At 75.7% G+C, this 20,260-nt stretch carries 17 protein-coding genes; 7 read left to right on the forward strand and 10 right to left on the reverse strand.

Going from position 1 to position 20,260, the window contains the following annotated elements; all coding sequences use genetic code 11:
* Positions 1 to 21: 21 nt before the first annotated feature.
* The 3 genes from FHL79_RS06885 to FHL79_RS06895 all read left to right on the forward strand — a co-directional run bounded on the left by FHL79_RS06885 (position 22) and on the right by FHL79_RS06895 (position 2,079).
* Positions 22 to 912 carry a 1,4-dihydroxy-2-naphthoyl-CoA synthase gene (locus FHL79_RS06885; RefSeq protein WP_138757872.1) on the forward strand — a complete coding sequence of 297 codons (891 nt, stop codon included), beginning with the start codon at positions 22 to 24 and terminating at the stop codon, positions 910 to 912.
* Between the two features lie 105 nt (positions 913 to 1,017).
* Positions 1,018 to 1,350: a hypothetical protein gene (locus tag FHL79_RS06890; protein WP_138757873.1), complete on the forward strand. Its 333-nt coding sequence runs from the start codon at positions 1,018 to 1,020 to the stop codon at positions 1,348 to 1,350.
* 102 nt (positions 1,351 to 1,452) lie between these two features.
* Complete coding sequence (locus tag FHL79_RS06895) at positions 1,453 to 2,079, forward strand: TetR-like C-terminal domain-containing protein (RefSeq protein WP_246080461.1); 627 nt, start codon at positions 1,453 to 1,455, stop codon at positions 2,077 to 2,079.
* A gap of 1 nt (position 2,080) precedes the next feature.
* Here the strand turns inward: FHL79_RS06895 and FHL79_RS06900 are convergent, their stop codons facing one another.
* Positions 2,081 to 2,770, reverse strand: coding sequence for a TetR family transcriptional regulator (locus FHL79_RS06900; RefSeq protein WP_171058059.1), 690 nt, complete (start codon positions 2,768 to 2,770; stop codon positions 2,081 to 2,083).
* A 31-nt stretch (positions 2,771 to 2,801) separates the two neighbouring features.
* The gene (locus FHL79_RS06905) at positions 2,802 to 3,362 is read right to left on the reverse strand and encodes a DUF5946 family protein (protein WP_138757876.1); all 561 of its coding nucleotides are present in this window, start codon (positions 3,360 to 3,362) and stop codon (positions 2,802 to 2,804) included.
* A gap of 136 nt (positions 3,363 to 3,498) precedes the next feature.
* On the opposite strand from FHL79_RS06905, the gene FHL79_RS06910 reads away from it, so the two are divergent.
* Together FHL79_RS06910 and FHL79_RS06915 are read left to right on the forward strand one after the other, a co-directional pair.
* A complete protein-coding gene (locus FHL79_RS06910; protein WP_138757877.1) occupies positions 3,499 to 4,605 on the forward strand; it encodes an NDMA-dependent alcohol dehydrogenase in 1,107 nt (368 codons plus the stop codon).
* 79 nt (positions 4,606 to 4,684) lie between these two features.
* Positions 4,685 to 5,350: an HAD family hydrolase gene (locus tag FHL79_RS06915; protein WP_138757878.1), complete on the forward strand. Its 666-nt coding sequence runs from the start codon at positions 4,685 to 4,687 to the stop codon at positions 5,348 to 5,350.
* A gap of 9 nt (positions 5,351 to 5,359) precedes the next feature.
* Here FHL79_RS06915 and FHL79_RS06920 read toward each other — a convergent pair whose 3' ends face one another.
* Both FHL79_RS06920 and FHL79_RS06925 read right to left on the reverse strand, forming a co-directional pair.
* The gene (locus FHL79_RS06920) at positions 5,360 to 6,079 is read right to left on the reverse strand and encodes an EAL domain-containing protein (protein ID WP_138757879.1); all 720 of its coding nucleotides are present in this window, start codon (positions 6,077 to 6,079) and stop codon (positions 5,360 to 5,362) included.
* Positions 6,080 to 6,181: 102 nt separating this feature from the next.
* The gene (locus FHL79_RS06925) at positions 6,182 to 7,171 is read right to left on the reverse strand and encodes a glucosyl-3-phosphoglycerate synthase (protein ID WP_138757880.1); all 990 of its coding nucleotides are present in this window, start codon (positions 7,169 to 7,171) and stop codon (positions 6,182 to 6,184) included.
* A gap of 249 nt (positions 7,172 to 7,420) precedes the next feature.
* Here FHL79_RS06925 and FHL79_RS25485 point away from each other — a divergent pair, with 249 nt between their 5' ends.
* Positions 7,421 to 8,809, forward strand: a complete 1,389-nt coding sequence (locus FHL79_RS25485) for a L,D-transpeptidase family protein (protein WP_218938357.1) — start codon at positions 7,421 to 7,423, stop codon at positions 8,807 to 8,809.
* 9 nt (positions 8,810 to 8,818) lie between these two features.
* On the opposite strand, the gene FHL79_RS06940 is transcribed toward FHL79_RS25485, so the two are convergent.
* From FHL79_RS06940 to FHL79_RS06960, 5 genes are read right to left on the reverse strand one after another with little or no spacing between them, the layout of a single operon-like run.
* On the reverse strand, positions 8,819 to 10,963 hold the full coding sequence (locus FHL79_RS06940) for a phage holin family protein (RefSeq protein WP_138757881.1): 2,145 nt from the start codon (positions 10,961 to 10,963) through the stop codon (positions 8,819 to 8,821).
* Positions 10,960 to 11,688, reverse strand: coding sequence for a DedA family protein (locus FHL79_RS06945; protein WP_138757882.1), 729 nt, complete (start codon positions 11,686 to 11,688; stop codon positions 10,960 to 10,962). Before FHL79_RS06945 ends, FHL79_RS06940 begins: the two co-directional genes overlap by 4 nt.
* Positions 11,685 to 12,506, reverse strand: coding sequence for an MBL fold metallo-hydrolase (locus FHL79_RS06950; RefSeq protein WP_138757883.1), 822 nt, complete (start codon positions 12,504 to 12,506; stop codon positions 11,685 to 11,687). Before FHL79_RS06950 ends, FHL79_RS06945 begins: the two co-directional genes overlap by 4 nt.
* A gap of 48 nt (positions 12,507 to 12,554) precedes the next feature.
* The gene (locus FHL79_RS06955; protein ID WP_138757884.1) at positions 12,555 to 15,152 is read right to left on the reverse strand and encodes a diguanylate cyclase domain-containing protein; all 2,598 of its coding nucleotides are present in this window, start codon (positions 15,150 to 15,152) and stop codon (positions 12,555 to 12,557) included.
* A 5-nt stretch (positions 15,153 to 15,157) separates the two neighbouring features.
* A complete protein-coding gene (locus FHL79_RS06960; protein ID WP_138757885.1) occupies positions 15,158 to 17,851 on the reverse strand; it encodes a putative bifunctional diguanylate cyclase/phosphodiesterase in 2,694 nt (897 codons plus the stop codon).
* A gap of 76 nt (positions 17,852 to 17,927) precedes the next feature.
* Here FHL79_RS06960 and FHL79_RS06965 point away from each other — a divergent pair, with 76 nt between their 5' ends.
* A complete protein-coding gene (locus tag FHL79_RS06965; protein ID WP_138757886.1) occupies positions 17,928 to 19,565 on the forward strand; it encodes a hypothetical protein in 1,638 nt (545 codons plus the stop codon).
* 296 nt (positions 19,566 to 19,861) lie between these two features.
* Here FHL79_RS06965 and FHL79_RS25025 read toward each other — a convergent pair whose 3' ends face one another.
* On the reverse strand, positions 19,862 to 20,035 hold the full coding sequence (locus FHL79_RS25025; RefSeq protein WP_171058060.1) for a hypothetical protein: 174 nt from the start codon (positions 20,033 to 20,035) through the stop codon (positions 19,862 to 19,864).
* Between the last annotated feature and the right edge of the window lie 225 nt (positions 20,036 to 20,260).

Consider the following 20,260-nt stretch of genomic DNA (forward strand, 5'->3'; position numbering starts at 1 on the left):
GCGGCGGCTAGGTTTCGGGCCGTGAGCGCACGCGCGGACGTCTCGGAGATCTTCGACGCATCGGTGTGGGAGCCCGTCCCCGGCCTCGAGGGGCTCACCGACATCACCTACCACCGCGCCGTGGACGCCGGGGTCGTGCGGATCGCCCTGGACCGGCCCGAGGTGCGCAACGCCTTCCGGCCGCAGACGGTCGACCAGCTGCTGGCCGTGTTCGAGCACGCCCGGCTGAGCACCGACGTCGGCTGCGTGCTGCTCACCGGCAACGGCCCGAGCGAGTCCGACGGCGGCTGGGCGTTCTGCTCCGGCGGCGACCAGCGGGTGCGGGGGAGGTACGGCTACGAGGCCGGTGACGGCGCGAACGGCAGGCTGCACATCCTGGAGGTGCAGCGGCTGATCCGGTTCATGCCGAAGGTCGTCGTCTGCGTCGTCCCCGGCTGGGCGGCCGGGGGCGGGCACAGCCTGCACGTCGTCGCCGACCTCACCCTGGCCAGCGCTGAGCACGCCCGGTTCAAGCAGACCGACGCCGACGTCGGCAGCTTCGACGGCGGCTTCGGCTCGGCCTACCTCGCCCGCCAGGTCGGCCAGAAGTTCGCCCGCGAGATCTTCTTCCTCGGCGAGGAGTACTCCGCCGAGGACGCGCACCGGATGGGCATGGTGAACCGGGTCGTGCCGCACGCCGAGCTGGAGGCGACCGCGTTGGACTGGGGTCGGCGGATCGTGGCCAAGAGCCCGACCGCGCAGCGGATGCTCAAGTACTCGTTCAACCTGATCGACGACGGTCTGGTCGGCCAGCAGCTCTTCGCGGGGGAGACGACCCGGCTGGCCTACATGGCCGAGGAGGCCGTCGAGGGGCGCGACTCGTTCCTGGAGAAGCGTCCCGCCGACTTCTCCCGCTTTCCCTGGCACACGTAGGGGAAGGACCCCCTCGCCCCCCACTGCTCGCGGGCTCGCAGCGGGCCCTGCGAGGGGGCCGTTCCAGGAGCGTCCAGGAGCCTGCACTCACGAGAGGAGACACAGATGATCGTCGAGGTGATGGGTGGCACCGACGAGGTGCCGGAGGTGCGGGTCGTGGACGTGGACGAGCTGACCAGGCTGCACCTGGCCGTCGGGGCGGTGACCGACGACGAGGCGGACCAGGCGCTGCGGACCGCCGGGCTCGGCCGGCTGGTCGACGGGGACACCGGCGTGCTCGACGTCGCCGCCCTGCGCGCTGCGGCGGAGCCGCAGGCGACCGCCGCCGACTGGGGCGCGCAGTTCGACCGGATGGTCGCCGCCGCCGCCGACAAGGGGTGGACGGCGGACGACGGGGCCGGTCTGCAGGTGCACGTTGAGCCCGCGGCATCTGCCTGATCTGTTCCGAAACGCCGATGAAACGGTACCGGCGAGCTGTGAAAGCGATGTGGATGCGCGCCCTTGTTGTGGTCGCTCCACTTTCTAGGGAACGATTGCACGGTGACCACCACGGACGTGCCGCAGCGAACCTCCGGTGCCCGCCCCCCGGGTCGGCCGCTGTCCACCGAGCTGTCCGGGCAGCTGGTCGCTGTCGCGATGGACATCCTGGCCGACGAGGGCTGGGGTCGGCTCAACAGCGACCGGGTCGCTGCGCGCGCCCGGGCGGGCAAGGCCGGCATCTACCGCCGCTGGCCCACGATGGCCGCGCTCGCCCGGCACGCCCTGAGCACGACGACCCTGGTCGCCGTCCCGGAGGACGCCGGGTCGCTGCGTGCGGACCTGTGCGCGCTGCTCGGGCCCTGGACCCAGCCGCTCAACCGCGAGGAGCGGGCCGCCGCCAGCCTCGTGGGTGCCGCCCGGCACGACGAGGAGCTGCGCGCCGGGCTCGACGAGGCCCTGGTGCACCCGCTGGCCGCCGGGGTGCGCGAGCTCGCCGACCGGGAGGCCACCCGCGGGCGGGAGCTCCCCGACGAGCGGATCGCCCTGCTGGGGCAGGTGCTGCAGGCGCTGTGGTGGCAGCGCTACACCAGTTTCGGTGCCGCGCCGATGACCGCAGCCCAGGTCGAGCACCTGGTCGAGGACGTCCTGCTGCCGATCACCGACCCGGCCGCCGCTCCCGGACGCTGAGTCAGCCGGCCGGGTCGAGCAGCCGACCGGCCAGCGCGCGCGCACAGCGCTCGACCTCGGTCAGCGTGTCCGCCGTCGCCTCCCGGGCGGCGGACGGGCGGCGACCGTCCGGCTCGGACGTCAGCACGAGCCGGCGGTTCTCCAGGACCAGCGCGCGGCCGGCGACGAGGAACAGGTCGGCGACGAGCCGGCTGAGCACGCGCGCCGTGGCCGGGTCGGTGGCCGGCGCCGCTGACCACTCGCCGTGCGCGATCGCCGTGGTGAGCGCCGCGGTGACCCGCTCGCCGGTCTGCTCGACCAGGGTCCGCTCGCGGGTCCGCAGTGACGTCGAGGCCTCCAGCGCCTCGACGTAGCCGCGGTTCTCCGGCCGCGACTCCCGCTCCAGCACGTTGACGAGGTCGCTCTCCAGGTAGGCCCGCAGGGCCGACACCGGGTCGGCGCCCGCAGCGCGCCCGGTGACGGCCGCGGCCGACAGCTCGACCCACGGGGTGCGCTCGTCGAAGAAGAGCGCCTCCTTGGTCTCGAAGTGGTTGAACACCGTCTGGACGGCGACGTCCGCGGCAGCGGCGACATCGGCGATGGTGACCGCGTCGAACCCGCGCTCGGCGAACAGCCGCTGCGCCGTCTCGCGCACGGCTGCCCGGGTCTGCGCCTTGCGGCGCTCCCGGCGGCCGCCGATGTCCGCAGTCACGCCGCACAATCTAGATGAAACCGTCCGTAACTCATCGCGCTGCGTCCGGGCTGGGCAGTGCGGCATCCGCCGCAGCCCGGACGGCGGGGTGCGCCGCTCCCCAGTCGGTCCACACCGCGTCGGCCCAGGAACGGACCAGCGCGGGCAGGTCCACGACGTCGAGGTCGGCGGCCAGGTCGGCCACCGTCGTCGTCCAGCGGACCGGCCGGAACGGCAGCCGGGGTGCGGCGTCGTCCACCCGTCCGGCCAGCTCAGCGGCCCGCAGCGGGTCGGTGCCGCGCTCCAGCCACAGGCACAGCCGCACCGCGGCCGCGGCCGGTTCGCCGTCCACCGGGTGCTGGGCGGCGTACCCGTCAGTGGCCAGCTGCAGCAGGGCCGCGGTCGGCACGTCCTGCGCCGCGTCCTCCTGGAGCCCGCGGACGGTCACCTCGAACAGGCCCGCGCAGCTCGCCGAGGCACCGGGGGAACGGTTCCCCAGCCCGGGGACGGCGGCGGTCACCGCACCACACCCCGGACAGACCTCGGTCTCCGGCCACCCCGAGCCGGCGGGGTCGGCGGTCGCGGTGTCGGCACGGGTGTCGGCGTCGCTCACGGTGGTCGATCGTGCCGCACCCGGCCGTCCGGTGCGCCGCGGCCGCCGTCAGGGCGGGGTCTGGCACCGGGTGTCAGGTGGGCGGGCGCAGCGCCTAGCGTGGTCCGGGTCACCCCTGCGGACCCGGAGACGATCGATGAAGACGCACGGAGCTGTGCTGCGCGGGCCCGGCGACTGGGAGGTCGTCGAGCTGGAGGTCCTGGACCCGGCGCCGGGCCAGGTGCTGGTCGAGATGGCCTACGCCGGCCTGTGCCACTCCGACGAGCACCTGCGCTTCGAGAGCCAGCGGTACCCGATCGTCGGCGGTCACGAGGGGGCCGGCACGGTGCTCGCGGTCGGCGAGGGGGTGCGGACGGTGCAGCCCGGCGACCACGTCGTCACCTCCTTCCTGCCCGCGTGCGGGCACTGCCGGTGGTGCGCGTCGGGCCGGTCGAACCTCTGCGACCTGGGCGCGACGATCGGCACCGGGCAGCTCCCCGACGGCACCTGGCCGTTCCGGCTGGACGGCGCGGAGGTCGGTGGCTTCTGCATGGTCGGTGCCTTCGCCCAGCACTCGCTGCTGTCGGAGTTCTCCTGCGTCAGGATCGAGCCCCACCTGCCGCTGGACGTCGCCGCGCTGATGGCCTGCAGCGTGCCGACCGGCTGGGGCTCGGCGGTGAACGCCGGCCCGGTGCGGCAGGGGGACGTCGTGGTCGTCGTCGGCACCGGCGGGGTGGGCTGCAACGCGGTGCAGGGCGCGGCGATGGCCGGTGCCGCGCAGGTCATCGCCGTCGACCCGGTCGAGTTCCGCCGCGAGTTCGCCCGCACGGTGGGTGCCACCCACGCGGTGGCCGGCACCGGGGAGGCCGCGGCGCTGGCCAAGGAGCTGTCCCGGGGCACCGGCGCGGACGTCGTCGTCCTGGCCACCGGCACCACCAGCCCGGAGGTGACCGGCGGCGCGTACCGCTGCCTGGGCAAGGGCGGCACGCTGGTGCTCACCGGACTGGCCGACCACACGATGGACACCACGGTCGCGCTGCCGGGCAACATCACCACCGTCTTCGAGCAGCGGGTGCAGGGCGCGCTCTACGGGATGTGCAACGCCTACCGCGACATCCCGCGGCTGCTCCGGCTCTACGAGCAGGGGACGCTCAAGGTCTCCGAGCTCATCACCCGCCGGTACGCCCTCGACGAGGTCAACCAGGGCTACCAGGACCAGCGCGACGGCACGATCATCCGCGGGGTCCTGCAGCACGAGCACTGACAGCCGCCCGCGAGGGGCCATGTTGGCCAACATGGCCCCTGCGGGCGTGAGGTGGTGGTCGGTTGGGCACCTCACGGGCATGACTGAACCGACCATCGCCGTCCTGGACGTCGATGGCACCCTCGTCGACTCCAACTACCAGCACGCCCTCGCCTGGTACCGCGCCCTGCGCGCGATGGGCGAGACGTTCCCGATCTGGCGGCTGCACCGGCTGATCGGCATGGGCGGCGACCAGGTCATCCTGAGCCTGGGCGGCGAGGAGCTCGAGGAGCGGATCGGTGAGGAGGCGCGCAAGCGCCAGGGCGAGGAGGTCGACGCGCTGATCGGCGAGGTCGCGCCGCTCCCCGGTGCCCGGGACCTGCTGCTCGCCATCAAGGAGCGCGGCCACCGGCTGGTGCTGGCCAGCTCCGGTCAGCCGCGGCACGTCGACATCGCGGTCGGCCTGCTGGACGCCCGGGAGATCGCCGACGCGATCACCTCCAGCGAGGACGCCGAGGCGACCAAGCCGGCGCCGGACCTGCTGCAGGTGGCGCGGCAGAAGCTCGGCGCCTCCGCGGAGACCCACAGCGTGATGATCGGCGACTCGGTGTGGGACATCGAGGCGGCGAAGAACGCCGGCATGCCGGCGATCGCCGTCCGCTCCGGCGGGTTCGGGGACGACGAACTGCGCAACGCCGGCGCGATCTCCATCCACGACACCCCGGCCGACCTGATGGCCGCGCTGGACGACTCCCCGCTGGCCTGACGCTGGGCCTCAGGCCGGCTGCGGGGCCAGCCGTGCGGCGGCCTCGGCGGCGGTGAGGCCGCTGGGCAGCAGCGGGCCGGTCATCGCCCGCAGGCCCAGTGTGCCGACCCGGGTCGGCAGGTCCGGCGTCTCGACGTCAGCCGGGACCGTGGCGACCCAGCCCCCGACCTCGGCCGCGGAGGTGCCGCGCAGCACGCGCAGGGCGTGGTCCGGCCCGCCGGTCGCGCCCAACGACACGACGACGGCGTCGAGCGGCACCTCGGTGGGCAGCCCGCCGAGGTGCGTCCCCGGGCCGGGGTCGGTCAGCACCAGGCGGACCCCGGCGTCGTGCACCGCCCGCAGGACGGGCGCGTGCCGCAGCAGCTGCTCGGGGAAGCAGAGCGCCAACCGCTCGGGGGAGAGCCCGCCGGCGGCCAGCGCGTCGGCCACGTCCTCGGCGAGGGTCTCGGCCACCGTGAGGTCGCCGGGCAGCCGGACGCCAACGCCCACCGTGGCCGGGAACGCGGCGGCGTCCCGGCAGGCCTGCGTCAGCAGCCAGCGGCGCAGCACGCCCTGCACCCCGGCCCGCTCGGCGGCGGACCAGGCGTCGTCGGCCGGGAGGTCACCCCAGGTGGGGTGCACCCAGACGACGTCGGCCAGCAGCACGACCAGCCGGCCGGTGCCGACGTCGCGGAGCGCGTCGTAGCGGAGCTGGACCTGGTGGAGCACGGGTGCGGACAGGAGCCTCATGTCCGCTCCATCGACCGGCACCCGGGCCGTCCTGAGACCCGGCGCACCGGGTTCACCCGCCTGCGCACGCCGGTCACCTGTTAGGGGTCACCCCCGGCGGCATCAGCCGACGATGCCCTCCTGGAGCAGGGTGTACTCCGCCACCGTCGCCATCGGCGGCCGCTGGTCGACGGCGACCGCGGTGCTCGTCGGGACGAACCGGTCGCCGTCGTGGCTGAACTGCGTGAGCAGGCCGCCGGGCTCCAGCCGGCGGCCGTGCCGGCCCCGCTCGGCCCGGGCCAGCAGGGTGTTCACGATCTGCCCGGCCATCGTGCCCAGCGCCTGATCGGTCTGGTGCGAGTGGGTGCGGGTGCCCAGGTCGACCTGGGCCAGCCCGGACAGGCCGCAGACCTGCAGCAGGTCGATCAGCAGCCCCACCTCGACGCCGTAGGAGGACACGAACGGCACCTGCTCCAGGGCCGACCGGCGCCCGGCGTACTCCCCGCCGAGCGGCTGCACGAAGCCGGCGAGCTCCGGCCACAGCGCGTTGAGCAGCGGACGGGCGGTGAGCTCGGTGACCCGGCCGCCACCGGCCGGCCGGTGCTCGCCGTCGATGCTCAGCGGACGGGTGTAGCAGCCCTTGACGTAGTCGACCCGGGGGTCGGTCAGCAGCGGGGTGAGCAGCCCGGGTACGTAGTGGCCGACGTGGCCGAGCAGGTCGGAGTCCATGAAGACGACGAGGTCGCCGGTGGTGGCGGCCAGTGACTTCCACAACGCCTCGCCCTTGCCGCGGCGGTCGCCGTGGGAGGGCAGGACGTCGGCCGCGGCGACGACGTCGGCCCCGGCCGCCCGGGCCACCTCCGCCGTCCGGTCGCTGGAGTTCGAGTCGATGACGACCACCTCGTCGACCAGGGGGACGCCCTGCACCCAGCGTTCGACGAGATCTCGGACGAGGACGCCGACGGTCGCCTCCTCGTCCCGGGCGGGCAGGACGACGCTGATCCGGTGCCCGCCGCGGCGCTTGGCCGACAGCAGGGCGGGGACGTCGATCTCGGCCAGGGAGGTGGCCGACGTGGTGCGGTGCTCGAACCATGCGCGGGCGTCAGGTCGCATCCGCCCACTGTCGGGCACGTCGGCCGCCCTCCGCGCGTCGCCGGGGCGTCGTTCACATGAACTTCACGCGCCCTCGCGGTCGGGGTGGCAGGTCCGGCCCGACCGCAGCCGACCACCCGCGCGGTGGACGGCTGCGGTGGGTGGGGCCGGTGGTTGCGGTGGGGCGCGACCGGGGCGCCCCTGCCGGGCCGGCCGGTCCCACCGTCCTAGGTTCCTGCCGACCGGACCGGACGACGCGGGAGCGACCAGATGAGCACGACCTCTCCGGCCCGCCGCGCGCGGGCCCGGCTGGGCCGGTTGACCGCGCTGCTGGCCGTCGTGCTGGTCACCGTGGTCGGCCTCGGCGCGCCGAGCGCCTCGGCGACCGCGTACCCCTCGCCGGCCGGCGGGACGCGCCAGGTGATCGGCTCGATCCTCACCCACTACCAGGCCCTCGGGGGCCCCGGTGGCGTGCTGGGCGGGCCGCTCACCGACGAGCTGGCGACGCCGTCGCGGTACGGCCGGTACAACCACTTCGCCGCAGGGTCGGTGTACTGGTCGCCGGCCACGGGTGCGTGGTCGGTCGTCGGCGCCATCCGCGACCGGTGGGCATGGCTCGGCTGGGAGGCCGGGCCGCTGGGCTACCCGATCACCGACGAGGGCATGACGCAGGGCGGCCGCGGGCGGTACGAGCTGTTCCAGGGCGGGGCCGTCTACTGGTCGCCCGGCACCGGCGCACACCAGGTCGGTGGCTCGATCTTCGGTCGGTACGACGCGCTGGGCCGGGAGGGCTCGGTCCTCGGCCTGCCGACCACCGACGAACTGAGCACCCCCAACGGGCTCGGCCGGTACAACCACTTCCAGGGCGGCTCGGTCTACTGGTCGCCGGCCAGCGGGGCACACGGCGTGTACGGCGCCATCCGCGACCGCTGGGCCGCGGCAGGCTGGGAGAGCTCGGCTCTCGGGTTCCCGGTCAGCGACGAGTACGCCGTCCCCGGGGGGCGGGCGCAGGACTTCCAGCGCGGTTCGATCAGCTGGACCCCGACGGGCGGCACCGTCGTCGGCGGCGCGACGCTGCCGCTGGGCGTCACGCCGCCCGGCAACCAGGTGATCACCGTGGTGGCGCCCTCGGCCGGCTCCAGCACCGCCACGGTCACCGCGTGGCAGCGCGGCCCGGGTGGCTGGTCCGCCGTCCTCGGCCCGGTGCCGGCCCGGGTCGGCAGTGCCGGGGTGGGCGCGGCCAGCGAGTCGTCGACCCGGACCCCGGCCGGCACGTTCTCCCTCACCACGGCGTTCGGGCGGGCCGGCAACCCGGGGACGGCGCTGCCCTACCGGGTGGTCGACCGGTCCGACTGGTGGGTGTCCGACACCGGCAGCCCGCTGTACAACGCCCCTGCGCGGTGCGCGCCGGGCACCTGCCCGTTCGACGAGCGGGCGGGGGAGAACCTGTACGCGGCCGGCGCCGTCTACGACAACGCGGTGGTCATCGACTACAACCGCGCCCCGGTCGTCCGCGGCGCCGGGTCGGCGTTCTTCCTGCACATCTCCAACGGCGGGGCCACCGCCGGCTGCGTGGCCGTCGACCGCGGCGTCCTGCAGCAGCTGATGCGCTGGCTGGACCCGAACGCCGCCCCGGTGATCAGCATCGGCGTCGGCTGACGCCCCGGCTCAGCCGTTCGGGGTGAGGACGCCGACCTCGGCCGGCGTCCCGAGGGGCGCGGGGTGGCCCAGGCCGGTCAGCCAGCTTCGCAGCACCCGGTGCAGCTGCTCGGCGCCGACCACCTCGCCCGGGTCGCCGAACTCCCGCGGGTGCACCAGGAACCCGTGCTGCTGCGGGCCGCCCAGCGCACCGTGCGAGCCGACGTGCGGCTCGAACGGCGAGGCCTCGTCGGTGACCGGGTCGTAGCGGCTGTTGACCACGACGTCGGGGCAGGTCCGGAACGACGACACCCGGGCGACCAGGGTGGCAGCGTGCTCGCCGTAGGCGGCCAGCGGGTCCTCGCCGATCACCACCCCGGTGCGCAGCCGGTGCAGCCCGTCCCGGCCGAGCACCACCGGGCCGAACTCCTCGGACTGCACGAGCAGGAACCCGATGCCGGCGTGGTCGACGAGCGTGGGGAGCAGGTGCGGCCAGCGCCGCTCGATCGTCTCCAGCGGCACCCGGCCGGGCAGGTCGGCGAAGCAGACCTGCGCCATGTGCCCGGACACGCTGACGACGACGCCGGGAGCGACCCGGGTGACCGCGCCGGCTACGCCCACCGGCGTGACCTCCTCGGCCGCACCGCCCGGGGAGACCCGGTCGCGCAGCCGCCGGGCGATGAACCCGCTGCTCTCGGCGAGGGCGGAGGTCACCTGCCAGGACTCGGCCGGCCGCCGGCTGTCGCTCACCGGGGCGGGCGGGAGCAGGCCGAGCAGCCGGCGCCGCGGCTCCGGGGGAACGGCGCCGCACAGCCGCCCGACCAGCTGCTCGACGGTCTCACCGAACCGGTCGGCGAAGGTCTGGCCCTGGGTCTGCCCGTGGTCGGACAGGCACACCAGGTGGTAGGGGCGGGGGGCCAGCTGGGCCGCGCGGGCGAGCCGGCCGATCTGCTGGTCGATGTGGCGCAGCACCTCGAGGGTGTCGAACCGCTCGATCCCGGAGTGGTGGGCCACCTCGTCGTAGCCCACGAAGTCGGCGTAGACGACCGGCCGGCCGGCGAGCATGTCCTCCAGGACGGCGTTGACCACGACGTCCCGGATGAGCACCGTCGACCCGACCCGGGCCAGGGGGTAGATGCCGCCGCGCTTCACCCGCGGCCGGACGTCGGCCCGGCGCTGCCGGGCGGCGGCGGCCAGCTCGCGGTAGACCTCGACCAGCGCGACGCCGAGGGTGCGCAGCGCGTTGACCGGGTTGGCGAAGTAGGCGTAGTACCCGGCGCCGATCCGGTCCCGGCTGCGCCGCTCCCGCCGCGACCCCCGGCCGACGACGACCGCCAGCGAGCTCATCGTCAGCGAGACGTGCGCGGCGTCGCCGGTGAAGAGGTTGCCGCGCCCCGCGCCGTCCCCGGCCAGCAGCCCGCTGCCGTCGGAGTGCCGGCGTTCGATCTCGGCGGCGTCCTCGGGGTGGGAGACCGAGACGACCCGGTCGCGCTCCTTGTCGTACCAGCGGAACCCGACGATGCCGGAGTTCGAGCCCTGCAGGATGCCGGCCTGGCTGGCGCCGGTCTGCGAGCTCCAGTCGGTGTGCCAGGTGCGCAGCACGTGGGTGTCGGCGCGCAGCCAGGCCGCCAGGGTGGGCATCGAGCCGTCCCGGACCGCGCGCCGGGCGACCGCGTGCCCCAGCCCGTCGATCTGCAGGAAGACCACGCCGTGCGGGAGCTCGCCGCTGCCGGCGCCGGCGCCGGCGCCGCGGCGGCGGGCGCGGCGGAAGAAGACCTCGTCCTCGTTGACCGCCAGCACGCTGCTGATCACCCCGGCGATGGCGGCCATGACCACCGCGACGACGACGCTGGTGGAGAACGAGTGCACCCGGACGCCGGGGATCGCGTAGAAGATCGCCAGCACACCCGCGCCCATGATCAGGAAGCTGCCCAGGCCGAGGGTGAAGAAGGCGATCGGCAGCGCCACCCGCATGACCAGCGGCCAGCCGACCGCGGCGAGCACCCCGAGCAGCAGCGCGGCGACGGGGGGCTGCCACCACGAGGTCATCGCGAACCCGGACAGCCAGTCGTCGAGGACGACCAGCGCGCCGGTGACGAAGGCCCACACCAGCACCACCCGGGCCAGCGTCCGGCCGGTCCGCAGCACCCGGCCGGGGGAGCGGGCCTCGCTCACGGCCGCTCGCAGCGCGCGTCGTCCCCGTGCACCTTCGCCTGCGAGAGCGCGTCGTCCTCCGGTTTCGGCGCCGAAACCGCAGCCGGGTTCGGCGCCGAAACCGCAGCCGGGTTCGGCGCCGGGACCGGGGCGGTCTTCTTCCTGCGGTGGGCGGAGACCAGGTTCAGCACGATGCCGACCAGCAGCACGAGCAGCGTCGCGATCAGCGTGGCGAGCAGCGGGGAGTCGAAGATGCCGCCGCTGACCACGCCGAGCAGCGCGTAGGCGACCGCCCAGACCAGCGCCGCGGCGAAGGACGCCGGCAGCAGCCGCCGCCACGGGTAGGCCAGCGCCCCGGCGGCCAGCAGCACCGGGATCCGGCCGGCGGGCAGCAGCCGGCCGACGACGACGATCTGCCAGCCGTGCCGGCGGAACTGCTCGCGCACCTCGTCGATCCGGTCGGCGTGCTGGCCGCGGGCGACCCAGCGGACCGCTGCCGGGCCGCCGAACCGGCAGATGCTGAAGGTGATGACGTCGCCGGCGAAGGCGCCGAGCGTGGCCAGCAGGACGACGAGCGGCAGCGACAGGTGGTCGGTGGTCAGCGCGACCGCCGCCGCAGCGCCGACGACCGCCCCGGTGGGCACCACCGGGACGACGGAACCCAGCAGCACCCCGCCGAGGAGGACCGGGTAGCCCAGCGAGCTGCCGTCGGTCCAGCTCGCGGCCAGCACGGCCGGCGTGCTCACGCGGCGCCCCCGGAGTCCACCGGCGCCGGCAGCACCACCGCCGACCCGGGCGCGGTGAGCGCCACGTGCGTCGCCGGCGCGGCGGCGGTGACCGCGGCAGAGAACCGGCGCGGCGGCTCGGTCAGCAGCGCGCGCATCCGCGCCCGCCACGGGCTGGGCAGCGAGGTCAGCCCGGCGACGGCGAAGGTGCCCCAGTGCACCGGGACGGCGACCTCCGGGCGGAGCCGCTGCACCGCCGCGGCCGCCCCGGCGGGGTCCAGGTGCCCGGGGCCCAGCGAGGGACCCCAGCCCCACACCGGCAGCAGCGCGACGTCGATGCCCTCGGCGCCCAGGTCGGTCATGCCCGCGAAGAGGTCGGTGTCGCCGGCGGCGTACACGGTCGTCCCGTCGCCGGAGAGCAGGTGCCCGACCGCCGGGGCGTGCGGGCCGTGGGTGAGCCGCGGACCCCAGCGGTGTGCGGCGTGGTCGGCGTGGGTGGCGGCCACGGTGAGCCCGCCGTCGGTGAGGCTCTCGCCCGGAGCCAGCTCCTCCACCGCGGTGAAGCCGTGCCGGGTCAGCCACCGGCCGGCACCGCGCGGGACGACGACCGGGGTGCTCCGGCCGAGCAGCCGCAGCGAGCGCAGGTGCAGGTGGTCGTTGTGCAGGTGGGAGATGAGCACCAGGTCCACCCCGGCCCACGACGACGGGGTCAGCGGTGTCACCACCCGGCGCAGCGGGCCCAGCCGGACGGTGAGCAGCGGGTCGGTGAGCACGGTCTTCCCGGCCAGCTCCGCCCGCACCGTCGAGTGACCGAGGAAGTGCAGGCGCGGAGGGGTCACCGGCCCAGTATCGGCGCTGATCACGACCCTGGTCACCACTCGTCCGGCTCACACCTCGGCGCGGGGGCGCGGCACCGGGGACGCCGCGATCACGACCGCCGAGGGGTGCCGGAGCAGCGCGGCGACCTGGGCCGCGGTGAGCCCGCTGGGCAGCACCGGCCCGGTCACGGCCATCCGGCACTGCGCGCGGATCCGGTCGTAGAGCTCCGGGCTGCCCACCTCGCCGGCGAGGGTGTACACGTCGAAGGCGGCGGCGCTGGACTCGATGGCGGTCAGCACCTTCATCGTCCGCTCGTGGTCGTCGGGGGCCGCCAGCCCGCGCACGTCCACCCGCACGGTGTCCAGCGGGACCCGGGCCAGCTGGGACCACAGCGTGGAACCCATCCCGAAGTCGTTGAGGCACAGGTGCACGCCGGCGGCGCGCACCACGTGCAGCGCCGGGATCAGCCCGGCCGAGGAGGTCTGCAGCACCTCCTCGTCGAAGGCCAGCACCAGCTGGCGCGGGGCCATGCCGCTGACGGCCAGCGCGGCGGCGACCTCCCCGGCCAGCTCGTCGGCGCGTAGCTGGCGCGGCGGCAGGTCGAACCCGACCTGCAGCTCGCCGCCCAGCGCGGCCACCTCGGCGCAGGCCTGGCGCAGCAGCCACTGCTGCAGCGCGCCGTCCTGCCCCTGCCGCTCGGCGGCGGCCCACAGCTCCGGTGCCGGCAGCAGGCCCAGCTCGGGGTGCGCCCACACCGGTGCGGCGTGCACCCCGGTGATGAGCCCGGTGTCGCTGGTGGCGACGACGTCGTAGCGGAGCTGCACCTCCCCGTCGGCGAGCGCGGTGGCGACGTCGCTGGTGGCCGCGGCCTGGCCGCCCCGGTCCTCGCTGTGCACCCGCCAGCAGCCCTTGCCGGCCTGCTTCGCGGCGCGCAGCGCGGTGTCGGCCAGCCGGAACGCCAGCTGACCACCGCCGGGGTGCACCCGGCACAGTCCGACGCTGGCGCCGACGGAGAACGTCCGGCCATCGACGCGGTAGGGCTGGCCGAGCACGTCGACGACCCGCTGGGCGGCCTCGGTCCCGGCCTCCTCGTCCCCGGTGATGAGCACGGCGAACTCGTCACCGCCGAGGCGGGCGACCAGGTCGTCGGTGCGCAGCAGGCTCTGCAGCCGCCGGGCGACCTCGACCAGCAGCAGGTCACCGAACTCGTGCCCGGCGGTGTCGTTGACCGCCTTGAAGCCGTCGAGGTCGAGCACCAGCAGCCGCCGCTCGGCGGCGGACGGCGCAGCCATCTCCTGGAACAGCATCGCCCGGTTCGGCAGCCGGGTCAGGTGGTCGGTGAAGGCCATCCGCTCCAGCTCGCGCTCGCGGCGGCGGCTGGTGGTGACGTCGCGCAGGTGCAGCACCCGGCGGCCGCTGCCGGGCCGCTCGTGGTGGGTGACCTCCAGCTCGCGGGCGTCGCCGTCGGCGTGCGGGACGCGCAGCTGCAGGGTGGGGGTGACCGCGCCGACCGCGCCGGTCAGCTCGAGCCGGACCCGCGGGCGGTCCTCCTCGTGCAGCAGGTCCAGCAGCAGCGGGTGCGGGTCGGGGTCGGCGACGCCGAGCAGCGTGCGGGCGGCGGGCGAGGTGAACTCCAGCCGCAGGTCGGCGTCGATGATCGCGACGCCGTCGGAGCTGGCCTCGACCAGCCCGCGGAAGTCCTGCTCGCTGCGCACCAGGTCCTCGCGGACCCGGCCGGTGTCCCGGATCCGGACCACCACGCGCAGCAGCAGCAGGGCGATGACGATCGCCGTCCCGGCGACCGCGCCGGCGTCCAGCGGCATGTCCCGGACCAGCGCGGTCACCAGCATGACGGGCACACCGACCAGCGCGACGACGACGATCACGGCGCCGGCCGGGTTGACCGCGACGGCCGCGTCGGCCGCCGACGGCGCGGTGCTGCCGGCGGCGAGCTGGACCACCCGCACGCCGGCGGCGAGGGCCAGCACGACGGCGACGTCGGCCGCCGCGGCCCAACCCGGCTCGGGCCGTGCGATGGCGGCGGCGAGCAACCCGGAGGCCAGGCTGAACAGGCCGGTCACCAGCACCATGCCGGTGGCCGAGCGGGTCACCGCCGTGGTCGTGACGGTGCACAGGGCACCGACGACGCCCATCACGACGGCCGGGTAGAGGCCGTAGGCCAGCAGCAGCGGCTCCTGGTCGTCGGCGAGCGCGCCCGGGGCGAGCGCGGGGGAGAGCACCAGGACGTCGGCGACGACGACCAGCGCCACGGTGGCCAGCAGCCCGTCGATCACCAGGATCGGCCAGCGGGCGCCGGACACCCGGCCGCCGAGCAGCGCCGAGCTGACCGTGGGGCCGAGCGAGGCCACCATGACCAGCGCGTCGCCGAGGCCCAGCCCGCCGAGCTGGCCACCGAGGCCCACGCCGGTGACCAGGCTGCCCGCGGCGAACACCAGCGCGCCGGTGCCCAGGACCTGGAAGGGCAGCCGGTCCCGACGGCGCATAGACCGGGTCAGCGTGCTGCAGCGCCAGGCCGCCCACGCCGCCGTCGCGGCCAGCACCAGGTCGTCCCACTGCGGCCGGGTGCCCACCGGGCCGACCGGCAGGGTGAGGAGGACGGTGGTCAGCACGGCCAGGGCGGTCAGCGCCGGCGCGGAGCGGCGCACGCCGGTCACCGCGTGGGCCGGGGGAAGCGCGCGCCCACCGGGTGGGCGGGGTCGCCATTGGGCAGGTCGGCGCAGGGGGTCGGAGCGCCGTCGGCACCGATGCCGGGCAGCCGCGTCCCGAGCGCGGCGACGTCCATCGGGCGGGCGAGCAGGAAGCCCTGGATGAAGCGGTGCCCCATGTCACGCAGCAGCTGCAGCTCGGCCTGGGTCTCCACGCCCTCGACCACGACGGCCAGGCCCAGGCTGGTGCCCAGGTGCAGCACCGAGGCGCACAGCGCCCGGCGCTGCGGGTCGGTCTCGACGTCGGCGAGGAACTGGCGGTCCATCTTCAGCACGTCGATCGGCAGGCCCACCAGGTAGGCCAGCGAGGACCAGCCGGTGCCGAAGTCGTCGACCGCGATGCGGACGCCGAGCCGGCGCAGCAGCTGCAGGTCGGCGACCACGTGACCGTCGTCCAGCAGCACGGACTCGGTGATCTCCAGGACCAGCCGGGAGGCAGGCAGCCCGCTGGCGTCCAGGGCGGCCAGGACGTCGTCGACCAGCGCACCGCTGCGCACGTGCCGGGCGGAGACGTTGACCGCGACGCCGAGGTCGGGGTGCGGCAGCGCGACGACGGCCGCGGTGGCGCGGGAGAGCACCCAGCGGCCGATGTCGGTGATGAGCGAGGACTCCTCGGCCAGCGGGATGAACTCGGCGGGGGAGACGGCGCCGTAGACCGGGTGCTGCCAGCGGAGCAGCGCCTCGACCGACACCGTGCGGCGCAGGGCCAGGTCGACGACCGGCTGGTAGACCAGGTGCAGGCGGTCCGCGTGCAGGGCGTCGGCCAGGTCGGCCCGCAGCGCCTCCTGGCGGTCCTGGGTGATCCGCAGGGCGTCGGAGTGCCGGCGCACCTGGCCGGGTCCGGCGCCGCGCGCGCTGCGCAGCGCCAGGTCGCCCCAGCCCAGCACCTCACCGGCGTCGACGTCGGTGGAGAGCCCGCTGACGCCGGCCGCGGCGGTGAGCCGCAGCGTCGCCCCCGGGCCGCTGGCGACCGGCTCGACCGCGGCGACCAGCCGCGCGGCGACGGTCTCGGCGTCGGCGATGCCGCCGTCGACGACCACGGCGAACTCGCTGACCCCGGAGCGGGCGAGCCAGTCGTCCCCGCGCAGCGCCCGGCTGAACCGGGTGGTCAGCTCGCGGAGCATCGCGGCGTCGTCGCCGTCGGCGAGACCGTCGACCCCCAGCACCACCAGCGAGGTGGCGGACACCCAGGGGGCGCGCAGCACGGTGGCCAGCCGCTGGGTGAGGGCGGACCGGTTCGGCAGCCCGGTGGCCGGGTCGGTGGTGGCGAAGGCGAGGTCGGTCACCACCGGCAGCGGGGCGGTGGCGGTGACGTCACGGCAGTACAGCACCAGGGCGCCCACGTCGGGGTCGCTGCGCAGGTCGCGCACCTGGGCCTGGAGGAGCCGCCAGGTGCCGTCGCAGTGGCGGACCCGGGCGCTGCGGGTCCGGACCTCCTCGTCGTGCGGAGCGGCCAGCGCCGCCACCAGGCCGGCGGCGTCGTCCGGGTGCACCGCCTCGGCGACGGGGCGCCCGGCGATGCGCTGCGGCTCGACGCCGAGCAGGCCGGTGATGGCCGGTGACACCCAGCTGACGGTCAGCTGGTCGTCGAGGATCACCACCGGGTCGGCGCTGCCGCGCACGAGGGTGCGGAAGTAGGCCTCGCTGCGCTGCAGGTCCCGGGTGAGCCGCCCCTGGGTGCGCCAGGACACCGCCTGGTGGGCGAACAGGGCGCCGAGGGCCAGCACGCCCAGCGTCGTGCCGAAGACGGTGAGCGTGCCGGTGACCGGGACGCTGAGCAGCAGCAGCGAGCCGCCGGTCATCGCGGTGGCGTGCGGCAGCAGCGCGCCCAGCGTGGAGCCGTCCGCGGACCGCCGGTCGGGAGCCGGGCGGGACCGGTCGGTCGCGCAGGCCACGGCGAGCAGGGTGAGCCCCAGGATGCTGGTGGCGCAGGCGAGGTACTGGACGACCCCGGGGCCGGTCGCGATCGAGGACCAGGCGCCGGCCTGCGCGGTGGCCACCTGGGAGGCGAACAGCAGCCAGCCGACGCGGCGCTGCTCGGCGGCGCAGACCGCGATGAGGACGAGGGAGAACCCGGTGCCGATCGCGATGCTGAACAGCAGGGCGAACAGCGCGATCGTCTGGTCCAGCGACAGGACGCCGGACCGGGCGATGGTGAGGTGGTAGAGCGTGTGCACGGTCAGCAGGTCGGCGACCACGAACAGCACGAGCATCGAGGTGATCCGGGCCCGGGCACCCCGCAGGGACGAGCGGTCGAGCATGCGCACGATGGCCACGACCACCAGCAGCTGACCGGGGACGCTGCCCAGCGCCGTCTGCCCCCAGGGCAGCCAGGCGCCGGCCACCAGGGCACCGGCGGCGCTCGTGGCCACCGAGATCGCGTACCAGCGCCACCCGGCCGGGTGGGCGCTGCGCCGTCCGGAGCGGACCAGCAGCGCGAGCACGACCACGACGGCCAGGAAGTTGACGGTCACCGCCACGCCGACCGACCAGCTGTCGGGCAGCAGGGCGGCGGCCAGCGGGAGGAACGCGGCGAGGACGGCGAGGAGCAGGTGCCGACGCAGGGCGGGGGCGGCCGAGCCGCCTGGGGAGGAGGCGGACACGGCCGGCGTCGGAGCGGCGAGGGGTCCGGTGGTCACCCCAGGGTTGTCGGGACCGGCCCGGCCGCTCTGCAGACCAGCGGCGCAGCCCTCACCCCAAGGAGGGCGGGCAGCCGTGGCAGCATCCCGTCTCGTGCAGCGGGGGCCGGACGGCGTGGTCGGCCCGCGCGCGGCCGACCGGGTGGTGGTCGTGGGGCTGGTGCTCGGCTTCGCCGCGGCGTCCGCGGCGCTCGCCGCCGGGACCGGCGCCTGGGGGCTCCCGCACAACGACGACTGGGCGATGCTGCGGATCGCGCAGCGGCTGGCCGACACCGGCGAGGTCCGGCTGGTCGGCTGGAACCGGATGTCCCTGGTCGGACAGAGCGTCCTGGGGGCCGGGGCCCTCCGGCTGACCGGCGGCGGTGTGGCGACCCTGCAGGCCCTGGACGTGGGAGCGGCCGCACTGCTGCCCGCGGTGGCCTACGCGCTGCTGCGCCGGTTCTCACCGCCCGGCCGGGCCGTGCTGGGTGCGCTGACCCTGGTCGGCACGTGCGAGCTGTGGCTGCTGTCCACCTCGTTCATGACCGACGTCCTGGCTGCCCTGCTGGTGCTCGGGTCGGTGCTGCTCGGCGTGGCCGCCGTGCGGGCGCCGGGTCGCCGCGCCGCTCGGCTGCTGCTGATCGGGGCCGTGGGGGTGGGGCTGTGGGCCTTCACCGTCCGCGAGGGTGCGCTGGCCGCGCCGGCCGCGGTGCTGATCGCCGCCGTGGCGACCCGCCGCGACCTGCGGGCACCGGCCTGGGCGTCGGCGGCGGTCGGCGTGGTGGCCGTGGTGGCGTTCGAGTGGTGGCGGCGGTCGCTGGCCGGTGACGACCCGCCGGTCCTCGCCGTCGACCTGGTGGCCACCGCCGCGCACGGAGCCGAGGCGCTGTTCTGGACCGGCCTCGTGCTGAGCCCGCTGACGCTGTTCCTCGGCCGCTGGTGGCGGCGGGGCCGGTCCTGGCTCGCCGTCGGCCTCGCCGGGTGCGGAGCCGTCGCGGTCTCGCAGGGTCTGGACCGGCCGCTCTTCCCGGCCAACTACCTGAGCCAGCGCGGCGGCTACTCGACCGCGGAGCTGGGCAGCCGCGCGGTGCTGGTGCCCGACGCCGTCTGGGCGGGGGTGTGCGGGGTCGCCGTGGTGTCGGCCGGGGTGCTGGTCGAGCGGCTGGCCGACCGGCGGAGCCGGCCGCTGGCGGCGCGCGCCGACCCGGCCGCGCGGGTGCTGAGCTGGTTCCTGGCGCTGACCGTCGCCGGGCTGCTGGTGCAGGACCTGGTGGGCCAGACGACGTACTCCCGGTACCTGCTGGCGCTGCCGCCGGTGCTCGCCGTCCTGGTGCTGCAGTCGGTGCCCCCGGCCGGGACCGCTGCCGCGCCGCCCCGTCTGGCGTGGCTCGGGTCGGGGGCGCTGCTCGCGGCGTGCTGTGCCGTCGCAGTCGTGCTGACCGCCGGCACCCTGCGGTCGGACACCGCCCGGTGGACCGCCGCCCAGGACCTGTTCGACGCCGGGGTGGACCCGATGTCGATCGCCGCCGGGCAGGAGTGGTCGGGCTGGCACACCGCCGTGGCCGCGGCGCACGCCGGCCGGGACGCCCCGGGCGACCAGGGCTGGTGGACCGGGATGTTCAGCGACGCGTCGGAGTGCTGGCTGGTGGCCGTGGACGACCGCGAGCGGGAGGGATACCGCCTGGTGGAGGCGGGGTCCGGCGTCTGGGTGTCCCGCGCCGAGACGGCCTGCTGACCGTCAGCGGCGCGGGGTCACCAGCGCAGCGGGCTCTTCGAGCGGGAGTCCGCGGTGCGGCAGGCCCGGCAGTGGCCCCAGGTCGCGATCCGCTGCGGGCTGCTGGGCTCCCCGCACTCGGGGCAGTCGACGGTCGACTCCGACGTGGGTCGAGCAGTCGGGACCTGTGGCGCGTGGTCTCCGTCCTGCGGACGGCCGTGGGTGGGATCGGTGCTGCCTGCGATGTCCATGGGGATGGCGTGCCTCCTGAGGTGTTGCCGAGAACGCTACTCAGCAGCACCAGGGCCCGCCGGTCGTCAGCTGCTGCGGGGGAGCCGGTGGTAGCCCAGGACATCCCGGGACGGCGCGGGGTCGACCCACTGGAAGCTCGAGCACCGGCAGGCGTCGTAGGCCACGCACGCCGGGGCGTGCTCGTGGTAGCTGTGCCCGCAGCGGTGACACGAGACGGCCTCGGCCTGGTCCTCGCGCACGGGTCCTCCTCGCGGCCTCCGGCAGCAGGGCGCTGCGCGGGCGGTGCAGCGCAGGACCAGGAGCAGGGTGGCCCGGCGGCGGCTCCCCCGGTCGACCGACCGACGGGGGGACCCTGACCGCGCCGACCCGGGGGATCGGACGCAGGCTGCGCACATGGTGGCCGAACGGTCCCCGCTCGGCCAGCCGACCCAGCGGACCGGCCGCTCGCGAGCAGCGCACCGCCG

The organism is Modestobacter altitudinis, assembly GCF_005930475.1.
GTDB classification, from domain to species: domain Bacteria; phylum Actinomycetota; class Actinomycetes; order Mycobacteriales; family Geodermatophilaceae; genus Modestobacter; species Modestobacter altitudinis.

What these genes read in the sequence shown, in the direction of transcription:
- FHL79_RS06890 (WP_138757873.1), top strand. Translation starts at nt 1,018, where the DNA reads ATGATCGTCGAGGTGATGGGTGGCACCGACGAGGTGCCGGAGGTGCGG.
- FHL79_RS06910 (WP_138757877.1), top strand. Translation starts at nt 3,499, where the DNA reads ATGAAGACGCACGGAGCTGTGCTGCGCGGGCCCGGCGACTGGGAGGTC.
- FHL79_RS06915 (WP_138757878.1), top strand. Translation starts at nt 4,685, where the DNA reads ATGACTGAACCGACCATCGCCGTCCTGGACGTCGATGGCACCCTCGTC.
- FHL79_RS06920 (WP_138757879.1), bottom strand. Translation starts at nt 6,079, where the DNA reads ATGAGGCTCCTGTCCGCACCCGTGCTCCACCAGGTCCAGCTCCGCTAC.
- FHL79_RS06925 (WP_138757880.1), bottom strand. Translation starts at nt 7,171, where the DNA reads ATGCGACCTGACGCCCGCGCATGGTTCGAGCACCGCACCACGTCGGCC.
- FHL79_RS25485 (WP_218938357.1), top strand. Translation starts at nt 7,421, where the DNA reads ATGAGCACGACCTCTCCGGCCCGCCGCGCGCGGGCCCGGCTGGGCCGG.